This window comes from Pseudochelatococcus contaminans, from assembly GCF_014195635.1.
GTDB classification, from domain to species: domain Bacteria; phylum Pseudomonadota; class Alphaproteobacteria; order Rhizobiales; family Beijerinckiaceae; genus Pseudochelatococcus; species Pseudochelatococcus contaminans.
The window spans coordinates 23,543-42,401 of sequence record NZ_JACICC010000008.1; the positions used below are offsets into that span (position 1 = coordinate 23,543).

The 18,859-nt window shown below is 64.2% G+C and carries 16 protein-coding genes; 5 read left to right on the plus strand and 11 right to left on the minus strand.

Annotated features, from left to right (window positions below):
- The first annotated feature begins 44 nt into the window (after window positions 1–44).
- From FHS81_RS14060 to FHS81_RS14070, 3 genes are read left to right on the plus strand one after another with little or no spacing between them, the layout of a single operon-like run.
- Window positions 45–962 (plus strand): DUF58 domain-containing protein, encoded by a 918-nt coding sequence (locus FHS81_RS14060; RefSeq protein ID WP_183754038.1) that lies wholly within the window; start codon window positions 45–47, stop codon window positions 960–962.
- 2 nt (window positions 963–964) lie between these two features.
- Window positions 965–3,820, plus strand: coding sequence for a DUF4159 domain-containing protein (locus tag FHS81_RS14065; protein WP_246375033.1), 2,856 nt, complete (start codon window positions 965–967; stop codon window positions 3,818–3,820).
- Between the two features lie 33 nt (window positions 3,821–3,853).
- Window positions 3,854–5,938, plus strand: a complete 2,085-nt coding sequence (locus tag FHS81_RS14070) for a hypothetical protein (protein WP_183754261.1) — start codon at window positions 3,854–3,856, stop codon at window positions 5,936–5,938.
- Window positions 5,939–5,960: 22 nt separating this feature from the next.
- Here FHS81_RS14070 and FHS81_RS14075 read toward each other — a convergent pair whose 3' ends face one another.
- Complete coding sequence (locus FHS81_RS14075) at window positions 5,961–6,476, minus strand: GNAT family N-acetyltransferase (RefSeq protein WP_183754039.1); 516 nt, start codon at window positions 6,474–6,476, stop codon at window positions 5,961–5,963.
- Between the two features lie 357 nt (window positions 6,477–6,833).
- Between FHS81_RS14075 and FHS81_RS14080 the strand changes: the two genes are divergently transcribed.
- Entirely contained in the window at window positions 6,834–7,721 is an 888-nt protein-coding gene (locus FHS81_RS14080) for a metallophosphoesterase family protein (protein ID WP_183754040.1), read from the plus strand.
- Here the strand turns inward: FHS81_RS14080 and FHS81_RS14085 are convergent.
- From FHS81_RS14085 to FHS81_RS14120, 8 genes are all read right to left on the minus strand, one after another.
- On the minus strand, window positions 7,714–8,001 hold the full coding sequence (locus FHS81_RS14085) for a hypothetical protein (RefSeq protein WP_183754041.1): 288 nt from the start codon (window positions 7,999–8,001) through the stop codon (window positions 7,714–7,716). The two genes, FHS81_RS14080 and FHS81_RS14085, sit on opposite strands and share 8 nt — an antisense overlap.
- Complete coding sequence (locus tag FHS81_RS14090; protein WP_183754042.1) at window positions 8,002–9,084, minus strand: acyltransferase family protein; 1,083 nt, start codon at window positions 9,082–9,084, stop codon at window positions 8,002–8,004. It abuts the gene before it with no gap.
- Entirely contained in the window at window positions 9,084–9,878 is a 795-nt protein-coding gene (locus FHS81_RS14095) for an ABC transporter ATP-binding protein (protein WP_183754043.1), read from the minus strand. The genes FHS81_RS14090 and FHS81_RS14095 overlap by 1 nt, the downstream gene beginning before the upstream one ends.
- Complete coding sequence (locus tag FHS81_RS14100; protein ID WP_183754045.1) at window positions 9,875–10,765, minus strand: ABC transporter permease; 891 nt, start codon at window positions 10,763–10,765, stop codon at window positions 9,875–9,877. Before FHS81_RS14100 ends, FHS81_RS14095 begins: the two co-directional genes overlap by 4 nt.
- Before the next feature lie 114 nt (window positions 10,766–10,879).
- Window positions 10,880–11,848: an ABC transporter substrate-binding protein gene (locus FHS81_RS14105; RefSeq protein WP_428982457.1), complete on the minus strand. Its 969-nt coding sequence runs from the start codon at window positions 11,846–11,848 to the stop codon at window positions 10,880–10,882.
- Between the two features lie 59 nt (window positions 11,849–11,907).
- Complete coding sequence (gene livM, locus FHS81_RS14110) at window positions 11,908–13,263, minus strand: high-affinity branched-chain amino acid ABC transporter permease LivM (protein ID WP_281374514.1); 1,356 nt, start codon at window positions 13,261–13,263, stop codon at window positions 11,908–11,910.
- A gap of 167 nt (window positions 13,264–13,430) precedes the next feature.
- Window positions 13,431–14,567, minus strand: coding sequence for an ABC transporter substrate-binding protein (locus tag FHS81_RS14115; protein ID WP_246375034.1), 1,137 nt, complete (start codon window positions 14,565–14,567; stop codon window positions 13,431–13,433).
- A gap of 164 nt (window positions 14,568–14,731) precedes the next feature.
- Window positions 14,732–15,646 carry an ABC transporter permease subunit gene (locus tag FHS81_RS14120; RefSeq protein WP_183754047.1) on the minus strand — a complete coding sequence of 305 codons (915 nt, stop codon included), beginning with the start codon at window positions 15,644–15,646 and terminating at the stop codon, window positions 14,732–14,734.
- A 585-nt stretch (window positions 15,647–16,231) separates the two neighbouring features.
- Between FHS81_RS14120 and FHS81_RS14125 the strand changes: the two genes are divergently transcribed.
- Window positions 16,232–17,218, plus strand: a complete 987-nt coding sequence (locus FHS81_RS14125; protein ID WP_183754049.1) for a lysylphosphatidylglycerol synthase transmembrane domain-containing protein — start codon at window positions 16,232–16,234, stop codon at window positions 17,216–17,218.
- A gap of 82 nt (window positions 17,219–17,300) precedes the next feature.
- Here the strand turns inward: FHS81_RS14125 and FHS81_RS14130 are convergent, their stop codons facing one another.
- Together FHS81_RS14130 and FHS81_RS14135 are read right to left on the minus strand one after the other, a co-directional pair.
- Complete coding sequence (locus FHS81_RS14130) at window positions 17,301–17,807, minus strand: hypothetical protein (protein ID WP_183754051.1); 507 nt, start codon at window positions 17,805–17,807, stop codon at window positions 17,301–17,303.
- A 101-nt stretch (window positions 17,808–17,908) separates the two neighbouring features.
- Window positions 17,909–18,625: an amino acid ABC transporter ATP-binding protein gene (locus FHS81_RS14135; protein ID WP_428982458.1), complete on the minus strand. Its 717-nt coding sequence runs from the start codon at window positions 18,623–18,625 to the stop codon at window positions 17,909–17,911.
- Window positions 18,626–18,859 lie beyond the last annotated feature (234 nt).

Genomic DNA, 18,859 nt, shown 5'->3' on the forward strand with positions numbered 1-18,859 from the left:
CATTCCGTACCCTGTCCGGATGATGCATAGCCGAAAGCCTGCCGATGGTTCACGTGGCGACCCAGCCTGATCGAAGCCGCTTCCCGGGTCTCGCGGAAGCGGAGGCCGCGCACGATCTCGCCGCCCGCCTGCCGCGCCTCGTGCTCGAGTCGCGCCGGGTATCGGCCAGCCTTGCCCACGGCATCCACGGACGCGGACGCGCGGGACCGGGCGAGAACTTCTGGCAGTTCCGCCCGTTCTACTCCGGCGAGTCCGCCGGCAATGTCGACTGGCGGCGTTCTGCCCGCGATGGCCGGCTCTACGTGCGCGAGCGCGAGTGGGAAGCCGCCCAGACCATGCAATTATGGATCGACCGCTCCCTGTCCATGGCCTTCGCATCCTCGCTCGCCCTGGCACCAAAGGTGGAACGCGCCATCGTGCTCGGCCTTGCGCTGGCGGAAACGCTGGTGCTGGCCGGCGAGCGTGTCGGTTACGCCGGGGCGCTCAGCCCCCGCGCTAACCGACAGATCGGCGAACAGATCGCGCAGGTGCTGGCGGCAGATGCCACTGGGGCGGCAAACGATCTGCCCCCCGCCATTCCGCTCAAGCGCCGCGATGAAACCCTGCTGATCGGCGATTTCCTGTCGCCGCTGGCGGATATCGAGCGTGTCGTGTCCACCATCACCTCGAACGGCGCGGGCGGCCACGCGATCATGATTGTCGATCCCGTCGAGGAAACCTTTCCCTTCGCCGGGCAGACCGAACTGATCGACCCGCAGACCGGCGAGCGCCTGCGCCTCGGCGAGGCCGCCGCCTGGCGCGACAGTTATCGGCAGCGCATCGCAAGCCACCGCGCAGGATTGCAGGATATCATGACCCGACGCGGCCTGACGCTGACAACCCATCACACCGACCGCCCCGCCAGCGAAGCCGCATTGCGTGTGCTATCGCTCATCGCCAGCCGCCGTGACGGAAAAGCCTGACTATGGGAGGACTGACGCTGTTCGGCACGCCGCTCGCCTTCACCGCTCCGTTCGTTCTGCTTGCGCTGGCGGCGTTGCCGGCGCTGTGGGTGCTGCTGCGCGTGACGCCACCCTCGCCCCGGCAGGTGGCTTTTCCGCCGCTAGGGCTGGCGCTCGATCTGGCTCCGAAGCGCCAGACACCCGCACGCACGCCGTGGTGGCTGCTGCTGCTGCGTCTTCTCATCGCCGCGCTCGTCATCGTTGCCTGCGCATGGCCGGCATGGAATCCGCTGCCTGCGTCGCCGGGCAGCGGGCCGGTTCTGCTGCTGATCGACAACGGATTTGCCTCGGCAGGCGATTGGGAGGAACGTCAGGCCAGTGCTCGCGAAACGCTTGAGGCAGCGGTCCGCGATGGTCGTCCGGCAGCCGTCGTGGGGCTTGCGCAACCGGCCGGCGACATATCGCCGGGTGGAGCAACCGAAGCCATCGAGCGGCTGCGCACGCTGCGGCCCGTATCATACCTGCCCGAGCGCGCGGCGCATCTGCCAACCATCGAGCGATTTCTGGAGCAAAACCCGGATTCCACCATCATATGGATTACGGATCGCACCGCACTCGAAAACGTGAATACCCGCGCCAACGACGATTTCGCCACCCGGCTGCGCACGCTGGCCGGCGAGCGGGACGTTGAGGTTCGCGGCACGGCTTTCCCCGCAGGGGTGACCCTCGCAGACACCGCCAACGCACGCGATGGCCTGACCGTTCGCGTCCGCCGCGCCGATCCACGCGCGACATCGGAGGGGCGTCTGCGCGCGACCGATCTCAAGGGCCTGACGCTTGGTGAAACGGGCTTCGCTTTCCCGCCCGGCGCGCTGGAAACGGAAGCGCGTTTCGATTTGCCGGTGGAGATCCGCAACGCCGTCGCGCGTATCGATGTCGCCGGCGAATCGTCGGCGGGGGCGGTTGCGCTGATCGATGGCCGTCAGCGTCGCCATCGCGTTGGTCTGGTGTCCGGCGCAGGCGCGGATACCGCTAGCCAGCCACTGCTTTCGCCGACCTTCTATCTGACGCGTGCGCTCGAGCCTTACGCCGAACTTCGCGAGCCTCGCGGCACGGTATCGGAGGCGGTTGACAGGCTTATCGACGAGCAGGCCACCGTCATCGTTCTGACGGACGTCGGCGTGATCGACCCTCGCACAGCGGGGCGGCTTGAGGAATTCGTCAGGCGCGGCGGCATCTTGCTGCGGTTCTCCGGCCCGCGCATGGCCAACAGCGATGAGGCGTTCGTGCCGGTTCGCCTGCGTCAGGGCGAGCGCACCATTGGCGGCGCGCTGTCCTGGGATACGCCGCGCACCTTCGCGCCCTTCCCCGAAACCAGCCCCCTGCACGGCCTGCCCGTTTCGGACGAGATCACCGTCAGCCGGCAAATTCTGGCGGAGCCGGATGCCAACCTGCCCCGTCGCACGTGGGCAACCCTGACGGACGGCACCCCCGTCATCACGGCCAACCGGCTGGGCGAAGGCTTTATTGTGCTCGTGCATGTCACGGCGGATGCAACGTGGTCCAACCTGCCGCTTTCGGGCACGTTCGTCGAGATCCTGCGCCGCATCATCGCCTTGTCGGAAACCGCCGGCCCGACGGACAACGGCGATGCGGTGGTAACCACGGAAACCGTGTCGCCACAGCGCGTGCTGGACGGTTTTGGTTCCTTCCAGAGCCCGCCGCCGACGGCCCGCCCGGTGGCGCGCGGCGCGACGGAGAGAGCCTCCATGGAGCATCCGGCCGGGTTTTACGGTGCAAACGAAGCGCCAGTGGCCATCAATGCCCTCGCACCGGGCGACCGCCCGGTAGCGCTCGACATATCCGCGCTGGAGACGACAGTGCAACCGCTGGCATCCATGCAAAACATCGATCTGCGCCAGCCGCTGCTGCTCGCCGCGCTGGTGCTTTTCATGCTGGACACGATCATCAGCGCGATTTCAGGACGCGGACGGCGGCGGGTGCGCCCCCGCGCTGCGGGAGTCGCCGCCTCATTGCTGCTCGTGGGCGTTGTCATTCACGGCGGCTTCCCGCTCGCCGCCCCGGCGCACGCGGCGCCAGCGGACAAGCGACAGCTTCCGACCATATCCGATGTCGACCGGCAGGCAGCGCTGCAAACCCGCCTTGCCTACGTCATCACCGGCAATGACGAAGTCGACGAGATCAGCCGCGCGGGATTGGCTGGCCTCAGTCAGGAATTGTCCTATCGCACGTCATTCGAGCCCGGCGATCCTGTCGGCGTCGATCCGGCGACGGATGAACTCGCCTTTTACCCACTGATTTATTGGCCGGTCGTTGCCGAAAGGCCGATGCCGTCCGGCACGGCGCTGCGGAAAATCGACGCATTCATGAAGTCTGGCGGCACGATGATCTTCGACACGCGTGACGCATGGCTCCAGAACGCCTCGTCGGACGCGTCGCCCACTGCCGAAACCCTGCGCCTGCGCCAGATTCTCGCCGGGCTCGACATTCCGGGGCTTGAGCCCGTGCCGGCTGACCACGTCCTGACCAAGACATTTTTTCTGATGGATCATTTCCCCGGCCGTTATGCCACGGGAGAAACATGGGTGGAAGCCCTGCCGCCCGTGCCCGAGGGCGAACCGCGCCCTGCGCGGGGCGGCGACAACGTATCGCCCATTATCATCACCAGCAACGATCTGGCGGCGGCCTGGGCTTCCGACGATTTCGGCAACCCGCTGCTGCCGACTGTCGGCTCCGACCCGGATCAGCACGAAATGGCCGCGCGCGGCGGTATGAATATGGTGATGTATGTGTTGACCGGCAGCTATAAGGCGGATCAGGTGCACGTTCCCGCGCTGCTCGACCGGCTTGGGCAATAGGCTCAGGTCATAGGATAGATGATGTTCACGGATTTGCCGTCGCTCTCGTTCTCGCCCCTCGTGCCGCCAACGGTTCTTGCCGGTCTGGGCGCGGCGGCTGTCGTGCTGATGCTTGCAGCGATCTGGCGGCGCGGATGGTTTGCTGGCCTGCTGCGCGGCGTGGCGATGGCGCTGATGATCGGTGCGCTCGCCAATCCGGCGCTGGTTTCGCTGGAGCGCGAACCGCTCGATGACATCGTCGCCGTCATCGTCGACCGCAGCGCATCACAAAAACTTGGCCCGCGCGAGGAGCAGACGGACAATGTGAAGGCTGAAGTCGAGCGCCAGCTCGAAGCGTTGCCCGGCCTTGAAACGCGCGTCATCGACGTCTCGGAAGGTGACGGCGGCGATGGTACACGCCTGTTCGGCGCGCTGGGACGTGCCTTGGCAGATGTTCCGGCAGAGCGCGTCGCCGGCGTCATCGTCATCACAGATGGCGTCGTGCATGACGTGCCTCCTTCCGCCGCTGCGCTGGGTCTGACGGCTCCGCTGCATGCGCTCATCACGGGCGAACGTCAGGAGCGCGATCGGCGCGTGGCGCTGGTCGATGCGCCCCGCTTCGGCATCGTGGGGCGAAACTTGACCATGCGCGTGCTCGTGGATGAACGGGATGGTCCCGGCACGGCCCGGCTCACCGTCCGCCGCGACGGCAAGGAGCTTGGCTCCATCAATGCGCCGACAGGCCAGCCCGTGCCGCTGACGATTCCCGTCGAGCATCCCGGCCCCAACGTGCTGGAGCTGGAAGTCGAGCCGCTGGCGGGCGAACTCACGGAAGCCAACAACCGCGCCGTTCTGACAGTTGAAGGCGTGCGCGACAAGCTGCGCGTGCTGCTGGTGTCCGGTGAGCCGCATCCGGGCGAGCGCACATGGCGCAACCTGCTCACCTCGGACGCCAACGTCGACCTGGTTCATTTCACCATTCTGCGGCCACCGGAAAAGCAGGACGGGACGCCGATCAACGAACTGTCGCTGATCGCCTTCCCCACGCGCGCACTGTTCCAGGAGCGTATTCAGGATTTCGACCTGATCATTTTCGACCGTTACGCCAACCTGACAGTGCTGCCGCCGGTGTATTACGACAACATCGCCCGCTATGTCCGCGAGGGCGGCGCGCTGTTGCTGTCAGCCGGACCGGAATTCGCAGGCGCGTCCAGCGTGGCGCGAACCTCGCTTGGCGAGGTGCTGCCGGCAACGCCGGACGGGCGCGTCCATGAAACGCCCTTCCGCCCGGAAATTTCCGCACGCGGCAACCGCCATCCGGTGACGCGCGATCTGCCCGGCAGCAATTCCAACCCCGACGACGCCCCTGATTGGGGAACGTGGCTGCGCCAGATCGGCGCGGATGTCAGCGGCGGCGAAACATTGATGGACGGCGCAGACGGCCTGCCGCTGCTCGTTCTTTCCCGTTTCGAGGAAGGACGCATCGCGCTGCTGCTATCAGACCACACCTGGCTGTGGGCGCGCGGTTTCGACGGCGGCGGCCCGCATGTCGATCTGCTGCGCCGTCTGTCGCATTGGCTGATGCTCGAACCCGCGCTGGAAGAAGAGGCGCTACGCGCCTTCTCCCGCGACGGTTCCATCTCCATCGAGCGTCAAACGATGGCCGACTCGGCCGCGCCCGTGACGCTGACCGCGCCGGATGGCAGCGTGCAGACCGTGACGCTGGAACAGGTGAAGCCAGGGCTGTTTTCGGCCATCGTCGTCAACGATCAGCAGGGTCTCTACCGGCTGACGGATGGCACGCTCTCGGCCTTCGTCAACGCCGGCCCCGACAACCCGCGTGAACTTGCCGATGTCTTCAGCGACACGCAACGCCTCGCCGGTCTGGCAACGGACAGCGGCGGCTCCGTGGTACGCATCGATTCCGGCAACACGACGCCGACCGTGCCGCGCATCGATCTGGTGCGCGCCGGTTCCAGCTTCGCGGGCAACGGCTGGATCGGCCTGCGTCCCGGCGACACCGCGGTAATTCGCGGCGTGCGCGAATTACCACTGGGCGTCGGCCTGATCGGACTTGCCCTTGTGATCTGGGCCGTCATCGGCGCGTGGCTCGTGGAAGGTCGCAGACGCCGCAGATAAGCGTAGCGCTATCCGCTATTTCTCAAGCGGATAGCGCCGCCTGCACGGGCATGACCGCGCCGGAAATGCCGGCAAATGCCCCCTCATTCAGTTCCAGATAGAGAAAGCGCCGGGTGTCGACAGGCCCCGGCAACGTCAGCTGCCCACCGGGCACGACCCTGAAGCCAAATCGGCTGTAATAAGGCTCATCGCCCACCAGCAGCACCACGGCGTGCCCCGCGTCGCGGGCAGCATCCAGAGATGCGCGCATCAGCGCTCCGCCGATACCGCGTCCCATGAAAGCCGGCTCCACCGTGAGCGGCCCAAGCATCAGCGCTGGCTGCCCCCCGGCCCGCACAGCCGTCAGCCGCACCGAACCGACGATCAGCGTGCCCACCAGCGAGACGAAAGACAGATCATCCAGCGGCGCCACGCCCTCGCGCAGGCGATAGGCGGTGCGCGCGAAACGCCCGGGGCCGAATGCCCGTTCGTGCATACGTTCGATGGCATCCCGGTCAGAGGGATGTTCCCGGCGGATGGTCAGTGCAAGTGAGGTCATGGAAGAACGTTACCGGATAAAGGCCGTGCGACAGCTCGGACGATGGCCGTGGCGACGGTTGGGCATCAAACACGAAATTCAGCACAGGCCCGCCGTGTGCGACATCGGCAAGCCCGCGACCGCGCAGAAGGTGCGCGCGCACCCGCGTCGTCGTCGCTCTGTCATGCCGAATCCGACCATTGTCATTATCCTTCCGTCACGCCCCTTATCACCCCTGCGCAGGCGTGTCCATCGCCACCAAGATGCGCGGCTGCCACATAATTCCTGCGCGTGACGGTATTCTCGGCCCGGGCGCTTGACCATCGCATCGCACCACGACATCAAGGCGTTGTATCCGCGCCATCCTATCGAGGCTCCATGCGCATCGCCCATCTGTCTGACGCCCACATCGGCCCGCTGCCGCGCCCGCGCGTGCACGAGTTGCTTGGCAAGCGCATCACCGGCTTCACAAACTGGCGGCGGGGACGGTTCCGCACGCATGACATGGCCCTGCTGGCCCGCATTCTCGACGACATCGCCGCCCACGCGCCCGATCATGTCGCGATGACCGGAGACATCGTCAACATCGGCCTCGCCAGCGAATTCCCTCCCGCACGCCGTTTTCTGGAACGGCTGGGCACGCCAGAGCAGGTGTCCTTCGTGCCCGGCAACCACGATGCCTACGTCCGCCAGGCGCTGCTGCCGATGCGGCGGGAACTTGGCCCATGGATGTGCGGCGACGGGGACACGGCGCCAGCTTTCCCCTATGTGCGAAAGCGCGGCGGCGTCGCGCTGATCGGCCTGTCATCCGGCGTGCCGACATTGCCGTTTCTGGCCTCGGGCACTCTTGGAAGGGAGCAACTGTCCGCACTTGAAACCACGCTCGCGGCGCTGGGCCGGGAAGGTTTGTGCCGCGTGGTGCTGATCCACCATCCCCCCTACAAGGCGGGGGCCAAACCCAGCCGTGGCCTGACCGACGCTGCCGATTTCGAGCGCGTGATCGCCGACGCAGGTGCCGAGATCGTTCTGCACGGTCACAACCACCGCACCATGCTCGCAGAAATACCGACCCGCACGGGCCGGCCGGCCGTGATTCTCGGCGCACCCTCGGCATCGGCTATCAGCGGCACGCTCGATCATCGCGCGGGTTATCACCTGCTGACCATCGCCCCCGATGGCGAACGCTCGGCAATCACCCTCGTCACGCGCGGATACGACGCTGCAGCGGACGATATCGTGACACTGGACGAACGACCGCTCAGATAAGCGCCTGCGCCCATAAAAGCGCGTAGAACGCGGCCGCGCCAACGAGCACGCCAGCCAGAAAAGGCACGATCCAGCCGCTGGCATTTTGCCGCCGTGGCTGCTGTGAAACCGGACTCGGCGATGACGTCATCGAAGCCGATGGCGCGGCCTCTTCGCTGGCGCTATCTACCCCGACAGGCTTTTCCTCTGCAGGGGTGACAGGCGGTGCGATCACCGCCCGCAGACCGACAACGGGAATGTCCGGCTCGTTCGGGATATCGCCATTCCCGGATATCGCCATTCATTGCGTCCTCTGCGCCAGTCGCCGGCGGAAAAATTGCATCACCGGCCGTTCAAACAGGAGGTGGACGGCTATCGCCAGCACCACAGACGCGACCGTGGCAATGACGATGTAAGCCAACGGCGAGATGGCCGTTGAGGACAGCATAATCCGTGCCGTCCGCAGCGCAAACGGATGAAACAGATAAAGCGCATAGGATGCATCGCCGAGCAGCACGAGCGAGCGAGACAGCCAGCCCGGAAGGCGCGGCTCCGGCCCCAGCACGGCTGCCATCACCAGCATGGCCGCCGGCACACCGAGCGCCAGCGCGCGCTCGACGCCGTCCTGCGTCAGATCGTCGTGGAGCATGCGGATCGCCACAGCCGCCAGCACTGTACGCAGCACGATGCCGGGGCGGGCGCCGGTTTCGCGCAGCAGCGCGATGCCCATGCCGATCACAAATTCCAGCACGATGGGACTGGCCCAAAACGACAGCGGCATCGGCAGCGGCACCAGCAGGCCGAGCAGCGTCAGCGCCCCGAAAAACCCCGCCACCGCCAGCACAGTCTGCCGACGCGGCCACGCGGCAGCCATCGCTGCGGCGAAGACGAGGTAGAACGCCATTTCATAGTTCAGCGTCCAGCCCAGAGTGAACACCGGCTGCGCCGCCCCGACATCGTTGACGTAGGGAAAAAACAGGAATGAAGCGGCGATCTGCCATACCGATGGCGGCGAACTGTTCAGCGCTCCCGGCAGGACAAGCGCCGCCAGCAGGAACAACGCGGTAGCCAGCCAATAAAGCGGGACGATGCGGATCATCCGTCGTGCAAAGAACGCCCGCGCCGCGCCGCTTTCACCGAACTGTCCGCGCGTGGCATGCACGATGATAAAACCGGAGATGACGAAGAAAATATCGACGCCCACTTCCCACGGCACGGGGCGCATGGCCTCGAACGCGCCAGGGGCGGCAAAGTGCGTGGCGTCGAATTGCGCATGCAAAAAAACGATAAACAGCGCCGCCGCCGCGCGAAGCGCCTGCACCAGCACGAGCATCGGCACGCTGCGCGGCTGTGAGGCTGACGGAGGCGAAGCGCGCCACGCCATCAGGCCGTCAACAGCCTGTCCTCGGCAAGCTCTTCCCCGCGCGCCTTGCGGAACTCGTCGAGGAGATCCTCAATAGTCAGGCCAGCGCGTTTCTCGCCGGTCACGTCGAGCAGGATGCGCCCTTCGTGCAGCATCACCGTGCGGCTGCCGGTGTCGAGCGCATGGCGCATCGAGTGCGTCACCATCAGCACCGTCAGGTTGAAGCGTGCCGCGAGATCGCGCGTCAGATCGAGAACGAATTCGGCATTGCGCGGATCGAGCGCCGCCGTATGCTCGTCGAGCAGCAGGATGCTCGATGGCGCAAGCGTCGCCATAACAAGCGACAGCGCCTGCCGTTGCCCGCCGGACAGCGACCCCATCGGCTGATCAAGCCGATCCTCAAGCTTGAGGTTCAATTCCTCGATGCGCGCGCGGATACTGGACAAGCGGGAGTGCCGCAGAGCGGGAAGGAACGACCGCCCCCGCCCGCGTGACGCCGCGAGCGCGAGGTTTTCCGCAATGGAGAGGTTGCCGCAGCTGCCGGCCAGCGGATCCTGAAACACCCGCGCGACATAGCGCGCCCGCTTCTGCGCCGATACCCGCGTGACATCCGCATCCGACAGCAGCACCCGCCCGGACGATGGCAATACATCGCCAGCAATCGCGCCCAGCAAGGTCGATTTGCCGGCACCGTTGGAGCCGATCACGGATACGAATTCGCCTTCCTCAAGCCGCAGCGAGACACCGCGCAGGGCCTGCCGCTCTAGCGGCGTTCCCGCATTGAAGGTGACGACGATGTTATCAACTTCGATCATGCGGAAGCCCTCCCCCGCACGCGCTGCCTGATCTTGGGCAGGATGAGCGCCACCAGCACCAGAAGCGCCGTGGCCAGATTGAGATCGGAAGGCTCGAAGCCAAGAAAATCGAGCGACAACGCAGCCTGCACGGCAAGGCGGTACAGCACCGCGCCGATAATGCATCCCACCAGCGCCCACACCAGTCGGCGGCCGGGCACGAGCGTCTCCCCGATGATCACGGCGGCAAGGCCAACGACGATGGTGCCGACGCCAGAGGTCACGTCGGCGAAGCCGCTCGTCTGCGCGAACAGCGACCCCGCAAGGCCGACGAGGCCGTTCGACACCATGACCCCGAGGATAATCTGCGCGCCGGTACGCACACCCTGCGCGCGCGCCATCCGCGCATTGGCCCCGGTGGCCCGCATGGCAAGGCCGATCTCGGAGCGCAGGAACAGCGCCACGAGCGCCGTGGCGGCAATGACGACCGCCAGCAGAAACAGCGGCCTTGCATATTCATCCGGCATCGCGCCGCCCAGATAGGGCGTCAGCACGGTGTCCTCATTCAGCAAAGCAACGTTGGGGCGGCCCATGATCCGCAGATTGACGGAGAACAGCGCGATCATCGTCAGGATGGACGCGAGCAGGTTCAGCACACCAAAACGCACTGAAACGAAAGCCGTGACGAACCCTGCCGCCGCACCGGCCAGAACCCCGGCAGCGGTGGCAACCCACGGGTTGATGTCGGAGATGAGCAGAACAGCCGTGACTGCCGCTCCCAGCGGGAACGAGCCGTCCACCGTCAAGTCGGGAAAATCGAGCACGCGGAAGGACAGATAAACGCCAAGGCTGACAAGGGCGTAAATCAGACCAAGCTCGACTGCGCCCAGAAAGGCGATACTGCTCATGATGCTGCAAAAACCTGTCGTGATAAGCGGGGCGACGGGAATCGCCGAAAACGGATATGGGCGTGCGAGTGCACGCCCATATCCGACATGTCAACTAAAATCAGCCAACTGCAATCAGTCGACCACCTTCACCGCGCGCGAGAGCGCCGCTTCAGGCAGGGTCAGGCCGATTTTTTCCGCCACGCCCTTGTTGAGGTGCAGATCGCTGCCCTCGGCAAAACGCACCGGCAGCTCTGCCGGCTTCTCACCCTTCAGGACGCGCACGGCCAGATCCCCCGTCTGCTCGCCCACCTGCCGGTAGTTGAAGCCAACCGCAGCCAGCGCCCCGCGCGGCACGCTATCGGTATCGGCCGCATAGAGCGGGATTTTCGCCGCCGTCAGCGCGCCCGCAGCAGCCTCAAGAGCCGACACGATCGTATTGTCGGTCGGCACGAAAGCCGCATCCGCCTTGCCAACCAGCGAGCGCGCAGCACCTTGCACCTCGGCGGTCTTGGTTGCGGGCGCATCGACAACGGACAGCCCCACCTTGGCCGCCGCTTCCTTCAACTCCCTGACGGAGCTGACAGAGTTCGGCTCACCCGGATTGAACAGCACGCCGATTGTCTTGACGTCCGGCGTCAGTTCGCGGATCAGCGCGACCTGATCGTCAACGGGCGCGCGGTCCGACACGCCGGTCACGTTGCCGCCAGGGTTATCGATGGAAGCGACGAGCTGCGCGCCGACCGGATCCGTGACGGCGCTGAATACCACCGGGATCGTCCGTGTCGCCGCCGCTGCCGCCTGCGCGGATGGCGTGGAAATGGCAATGATCACATCCGGCTTCTCGCCCACGAATTTGCGTGCAATCTGCACGGCGGTCGCCGGTTGCCCCTGTGCGTTTTCAAACACGATGCGGATTTGCTCGCCATCCTTGAACCCGGCCCGCTCCAGCGCTTCCCGCGCGCCTTCGTAAACGGCGTTCAGAGCAGGGTGGTCAACGATGGACGTGACAGCCACAACAGGCGTCTGCGCCATGACAGCGCCCACGGGAGCGCAAATGCCAAGCAGCAGTGCGGCGGTAGCCCCCAGAGAAGTCTTCAACATAACTCGCCCTCGCAGTCGTACAAATCTCAACGTGTCGCGCATGCGCAGCGACGGTGATTTCAGGCTTCCCGCGCCGTGCGCGCAGGGGTTCGTCCCAGGCGCAGGCTTGGTGCGCGTGCGCCAATGATGCCGCCGGGACGCCATACCATGAGTGCAACCATCGCCGCACCGAAAGCCAGCATCCGGAATTGCGCCAGATCGCGCGAAAACTCCGGCAGGGCCACAACGGCGATAGCGGCGATCACCACCCCCACCTGGCTGCCAAGGCCGCCAAGCACAACGATCATCAGCACCAGCGCCGATTCCCAGAAGGTGAAGCTCTCGGGGCTGACCAGCCCCTGGCGCGCGGCGAAGAACGTCCCCGCAAAACCGCCGAACGTAGCGCCGATGGCGAACGCCGATAGCTTGACCATGGTGACGTTGATGCCCAGCGAACGGCAGGCGATCTCATCCTCGCGCAACGCCTCCCACGCACGGCCGATGGGCAACCGCCGCAGCCGCATCGACACGACTGCCGTAATCAGCACCAGCGCGAAGATGACGTAATACAGAAAGATCACGCGGTGGATGGGCGCAAACGGAATGCCAAACAGCTCATGAAACGCCGTCACGCCCTCCGGAGCACGATTGATGAAGGGGTAGCCGAAAAACGTCAGACGCGGAATGCCGCCGATGCCGTTCGGGCCGCCCGTCAGCGCATCGAAGTTGATCAGAACGACGCGGATGATTTCACCGAATCCCAGCGTGACGATGGCCAGATAATCGCCGCGCAGCCGCAACACCGGGAACCCGAGCAGGATGCCGAAGAACGCCGCCATGATCCCGGCCAGCGGCAGGCAGATCCAGAACGACAGGCCATAGGTGGTCGACAGCAACGCAAAAGCGTAGGCCCCCACCGCATAGAAGGCCACATAGCCCAGATCGAGCAGACCGGCGAGGCCGACAACGATATTCAGGCCCAAACCGAGCATCACGTAAATCATGACCGTCGTTGCCGTGTCGACGACATAGCGGTCGGCTATCGGCAGAAACGGCAACACCAGCGCCACGAGACCGATGGCCAGCCCGAGGCGGGCCGACGTGACCCGGGAGGCGGCCCGCTCACGCTGCGTGCGCACGCCGGATGCTCCGGCACTCGCGCCGCCGAAAGCGCCAGCCAGCCATGGACGCGCCATCGCAATCGCGAAGCGGCCGAAGAACGTGACCAACGCCGCAATCACCACCCAGTCGAAGCGGTATCTGATGGCAACGCCGCCGCCCGTCTGGTTTTCAAGCTGAAAGCCCACCAGCGGCAGCGCAAGGCCGACCATGATCACGCCAGCGATGGCCGCTTCGCGCAATGCGCCCCGAAACTGGCCACCGGATGCGTCTGACGCTGCGTATTGAACCATGAACGGCCCGTTCCCGTCTTCCATGCGTTGTTTAAGCCGATACGAAACCTCCGCAAACCACGAAGCGTCGCATCACCCAACCGGCTGATTGTGTTCTACTCCCTCCCGATCAGGCGATGCCGTCCGATCGGGAAGAACTTTTGTGCGGCTTGCGTTTTGATGCGAACGCAAGCCGCGATGCCAGACAGGATTTAGAGTTTCGTCGGCGCGTACGTGCCGTCGTTCCACTCGAAGATGACATAGTCAGGATCGACCAGATCGCCCTTGTCGTCGAACCGGAAGGTGCCGACGATGGTATCGAAGCTGCCGGCCTTCAACGCTTCTGCGACCTTTTCCGGATCCTGCCCCGCTTCGGCAATGGCCTTCGCCAGCGTCTGGACGGCAGCGTAGTAATAGAACGCGAAGTTATCCGGCTCGCCGCCCTTCCTCAACTCGGCATAGGCTTCCTGCGCGCTCGGCAGATCCTTGGCGGAGGCAGAGAACGTGAAGAGCGTGCCAGCACCGCCGTCACCGGCGACGGACCAGAACTCGTTCGCCGCAAGACCATCCGCGCCGATGAAGCGGGTGTTGAGCCCCGCCTGACGCGCCTGCCGGACGATAAGCCCAAGCTCGGTGTGATACCCGCCGAAATAGACGATATCGATGTTCTCGCTCTTCAGGCGGCTGACCAGCGCGGAGTAATCGCGTTCGCCGGCGTTCACCGTGCCAACATAGACCGGCTTGATGCCGGCTTCGGTCAGCACCTTGCCAGCCTCGCGCGCGAGGCCCTGGCCATACACCTGACGGTCGTCGATGATGGCGATGCGCTTGTCCTTGAACTTGTCGGCGACAAACTTCCCGCCGACGACACCCTGCTGATCGTCACGGCCGTTGGCACGGAAAATCAGCGGATAGCCGCGTTCGGTCAGTTCAGGGGCGGTTGCGGAAGCAGTGAGCGCCAGCACCCCTTCATCGTTGTAAACGTCGGATGCCGCGATGGAAGCACCCGAGCACAGATGCCCGAGCACGAACTTGATGCCGCGCGACACCACCTGGTTGGCGGCAGAAACGGCATTTTTGGGATCGCACTGGTCATCGACGATCTGGAGATTGATCTTTTCGCCGTTGATGCCGCCCTGCGCATTGATGGCAGCGACGGCCGTTTCGGCGCCCAGACGCGCCTGCGCACCGAGCGCGGCGATCTGGCCACCCGTTGCGGGAATGCCGAGGGCGATGTCGACGTCGGCACGGGCCGCGCTCGCCCCCGTCAGCATCGCCAACACGGCAACGCCGGCCAGAAACTTTCCTGAACGCCCCTTCATGGAGAAAAAGTTTTTGTTCAGCTTCATTGTCCCTCTCCCGATTCGCATGTGCACCAAAGACGATTTCCCGCAGCGATACCGGATGCCACCCGCGCGACACATCATCGCAGACTTCCGGTTGTAACGACCGCTTGTAACGACCGCTTGCACGCTTTGTGACGTGCGAGCGGGGCAGATCATTCGTCCCGCCGTCAAACCTTCTCCACAACGGCGCGGCCGAGCAGGCCGGTGGGCCTGAAAAGCAGCACGAGCACGAGGATGGCGAAGACTGCAACATCCTTGTATTCGGCGGAGGCATAGCCCGCCCAGAAAACCTCGATCAGCCCGATCAGCAGCCCGCCAAGCATCGCGCCCGGCAGCGAGCCGATACCGCCAAGAACGGCCGCCGTAAACGCCTTCAGCCCCGCGAGGAAGCCGATGAAGAAGTCTATCGAGCCGTAGTAGACCGTGTAAAGCAGCCCTGCGACAGCCGCGAGCACCGCGCCCGATACGAAGGTGAGCGAGATCACCTTGTCGACGTTGACGCCAAGCAGCTCGGCCATTTTCCGGTCCTGCTCACAGGCGCGCTGCGCGCGGCCAAAGCTGGTTTTGGCGACGAAAATGCTGAAAGCCGCCATCAGCACCAGCGTTACGGCGATGATGACCACCCGCACCACCGCCACCTCCACTGTCTGCCCGTCGATTTCGCCCAAGGTAATGCGTCCGGTGATCAGCGGCGGTAGAGACTTCTGCCCTGCCCCCTGCGCGAGCTGGACGAGGCTTTGCAGCAGAATCGACATACCGATGGCGGAAATGAGCGGTGCAAGCCGGGTCGCGCCGCGCAACGGGCGGTAGGCGATACGTTCAACGACATATCCCCACAACGCGGTGAACACCGCCGAGAGAACCAGCGTGACCAGAATCGCCACGGGCACCGCTGCAATCCCGATCTGCGCCAGCAGCAGAAGCACGATGAGGGAGATGAACGCGCCGATCATGAACACCTCGCCGTGAGCGAAGTTGATCATGCCGATGATGCCGTAGACCATGGTGTAGCCGATGGCTATCAGCCCATAGACCGCGCCAAGTGTCAGCCCGTTGAAGAACTGGTCGACAAAATACGCCAAGGCCGCTTCTCTCCCCGAACAGGTCACGCATCGCGATGATTGCGCAACCGCCTCGCCCCTCGTGGTTATCGTGCGGCAGACTACGCCTGCACGCAAGATTCGGCATCAAAACGTTTTCGGCACGGATATTTTGGCCACAGTGAGGCCGCTTGCCCCGAAAAACGCATTCAATCAGAAGGTTACGGCTGACGGGCGTTTCAGTGAAACATCTGAAGCTGCTATCACGTCGGCTATGCACCCAGCGAATGGATACGACGCCCTCGCGCACTCGGCAAGCTTCAGCAACGCGTCAGATGTTAAAAACGCATCGCCGAGCGCTCTTAATTGAGGCGCAGGGTGGGCGGCCTGCCCGTGGAAAAGGCAAACCTGCGCCGATCCTCCTGCTTCTCGCGGGAGTCCGACCGAGATGAAAATAACGCGAGCAGACGCCCTTTACGGGGATTTATGGCAATAAGGTGTCTTGCGCCCCCTTGCCATCGTCGTGCCAATCCTGCGATACCTGCACCGGCCGTATGCGCCGTCCTCACGGGTGCCATGGATGACTGTCAGCACCTCCCTGCCCCCTTACCAGACGCCAGAATGCCAATGAAAAAAAAGCTTGAATATGTGTGGCCGGTCATCGGCCTCGCCGCCGTCGTTTTTTCGTTCTGGCTGCTGTACAAGGAGCTAAAGGGCATTTCGGCGGATGATGTGTGGGTGAGCCTCACCAACATCAGCTCCGTGCAGTGGCTGTTGTGCGTGCTGGCCACTTTTGTCGCCTACGCCGCGCTGGCCTGGTATGACCGCATCGCCCTGTTGCATCTTGGCCGCAAGATATCGTGGACGGCGGTATCGCTGATTTCCTTCACGACCTATGCGCTGTCCCACAACATCGGCGCGTCCGTGCTGTCCGGAGCCATGGTGCGCTTTCGTGCCTATGGAACGCTGGGCCTCAGCATCGGCGAAATTGGCGTGCTCGTGGCCTTGTGCTCGTTCACGTTCGGGCTGGGCACCGTTCTGCTCGGCGGGCTGGTGCTCGTGGGAGAGCCGGAGGTCATGCTGCGCATGATCGATGCGCCGATATGGCTTATCAGGCTGACCGGCTTCGGCCTGCTTGGGCTTGTCGTGCTTTATGTGCTCGGCTCGTGGCGGGAGTTCAAGCCGCTGGTCATCGGCAAATTCGCCGTCTACTATCCGCGCCTGCCCGTCACCTTCCGCCAGATCTTCGCCGCTCCGCTCGAACTGATCGGCGCCGCCGGCATCATCTATTTTGCCCTGCCGGAAGCCGGCAACCCCGGCTACTTCGTCGTGCTGGGCGTGTTTCTCGCGTCATTCTCGCTGGCACTGGTGTCGCATGCACCGGGCGGGCTTGGCGTTCTGGAGTTCGTGTTTCTCAACGCGATGGCGAGCGACACGCTCTCGCAATCGGATGTGTTGGCGGCGCTGCTGGTGTTCCGCTTGCTGTATCTCATCATCCCGCTGGGGTTCGCCATTATCGTCGTGGTTCTCTTCGAACGCTCACGGCTTTCAGCAACGCTGGCGGCACAGGCGGCAGAGAAGAACACCAAGAGCGGCACCGGCACGGCGGAGTGACGCCATAGCAGCTGCCCTTTGAAACCGGAGCATCAAACCATTCCCGCGATCTAACGAGACGCGGGAATGGCTGAGACAATTATCAAGCGTACGAAGGCCGGGTGCGCGCGCGGCGCCAGATGCTGACGAGGATGGCAAGCGTCACAATGGCCTGCATCAGGAACAGCGGACCGGCAATACGATCAAAGCCCGAAGCCGACAGTTCGGTGGATACGAACCCGGCCAGCGCCGAACCACAGGGGCAATTGCCCTCCAATGTCGCGAAGATCGTCACGCGCGAGGCCCACAGAACCTGCACCAGCATCAGGCCGCCGAGACCATAAAGCAGCCGCTGCGGCACGTGCAGCACATTGATCTGCGCCAGCGCGATCCAACCCACGATGAAGAACGGCGAGGACAGGAACGCCGCGATGCTCATCACCTCGGTCCAGCAGAGGCGGCATGAGGTGATGATGGGTCCAAGCAGCGCAATACCCGTGCCGCCCAGCAGCGCGATCCACGCGACATAAACGCCCTGCCGGCCCAGAACGGACGACAACGCTACCGCGCCGATCAGCGCCAGAATAACCACGAAAATGAAGAACAACATGCCCGCTCCCCCGGATCGCCCGCCTCGACGAACGGGCGGCGGGACCAGGCCGCGCTCTCCCGTTCAGACTCGATCCTGTTTGGCAGCTTGGCCGCGGAAGATCAATGCAGGATCTGGCCGAGGAAGATTTTCGTCCGCTCGTTCCGGGCGTTGGAGAAGAACTCGTCCGGCGTGTTCATTTCCACGATCTGGCCCTGATCCATAAAGATCACGCGATCCGCCACCTGCCGGGCGAAGCCCATCTCGTGGGTAACGACGAGCATCGTCATCCCCTCTTCCGCCAGCGTTACCATGGTGTCGAGCACTTCCTTGACCATTTCCGGATCGAGCGCGGATGTCGGCTCATCGAACAGCATGATCTTGGGGTTCATGCACAGCGAGCGCGCTATCGCCACACGCTGCTGCTGCCCGCCGGAGAGCTGGCCCGGATACTTGTTCGCCTGCTCCGGGATCTTCACCCGCTCCAGATAGCGCATGGCAATGGCCTCGGCTTCCTTCTTGGGCAACTTCCGAACCCAGATGGGCGCGAGCGTGCAGTTCTCCAGGATCGTCAGATGCGGGAACAGGTTGAAGTGCTGGAACACCATGCCGACTTCGCGGCGGATTTCCTCGATGCGCTTGCTGTTGTTGGTCAGCTCGACGTCATCGACGATGATACGGCCCTTCTGGTATTCCTCCAGCCGGTTGATGCAGCGGATCAGCGTCGACTTGCCGGACCCGGACGGGCCGCAGATGACGATACGCTCACCCCGGGCGACATCGAGGTTGATGTCGCGCAGCACCTGAAACTCCCCGTACCACTTGTTCACGTCCACCATGCGGATAGCCGGCGTATCCTTTGGTTCGCGGGCTGCTTCCGGTGCTAAGGTCGTCATGTCCTGTTCCCTGTCCGTGATGGCCGCAACAGCACATCCATCGTATTAATAATATAGAATAAGAAGCAATATCAACAGCGCGACACAACAATCCGCGATGCGGCCACAGCCATGCCGGGGCAGGTTCCCACCGCCGGGCTTGCGTCGTCAGGTTTGGCGCGGCAAAGTTGGTGTTTA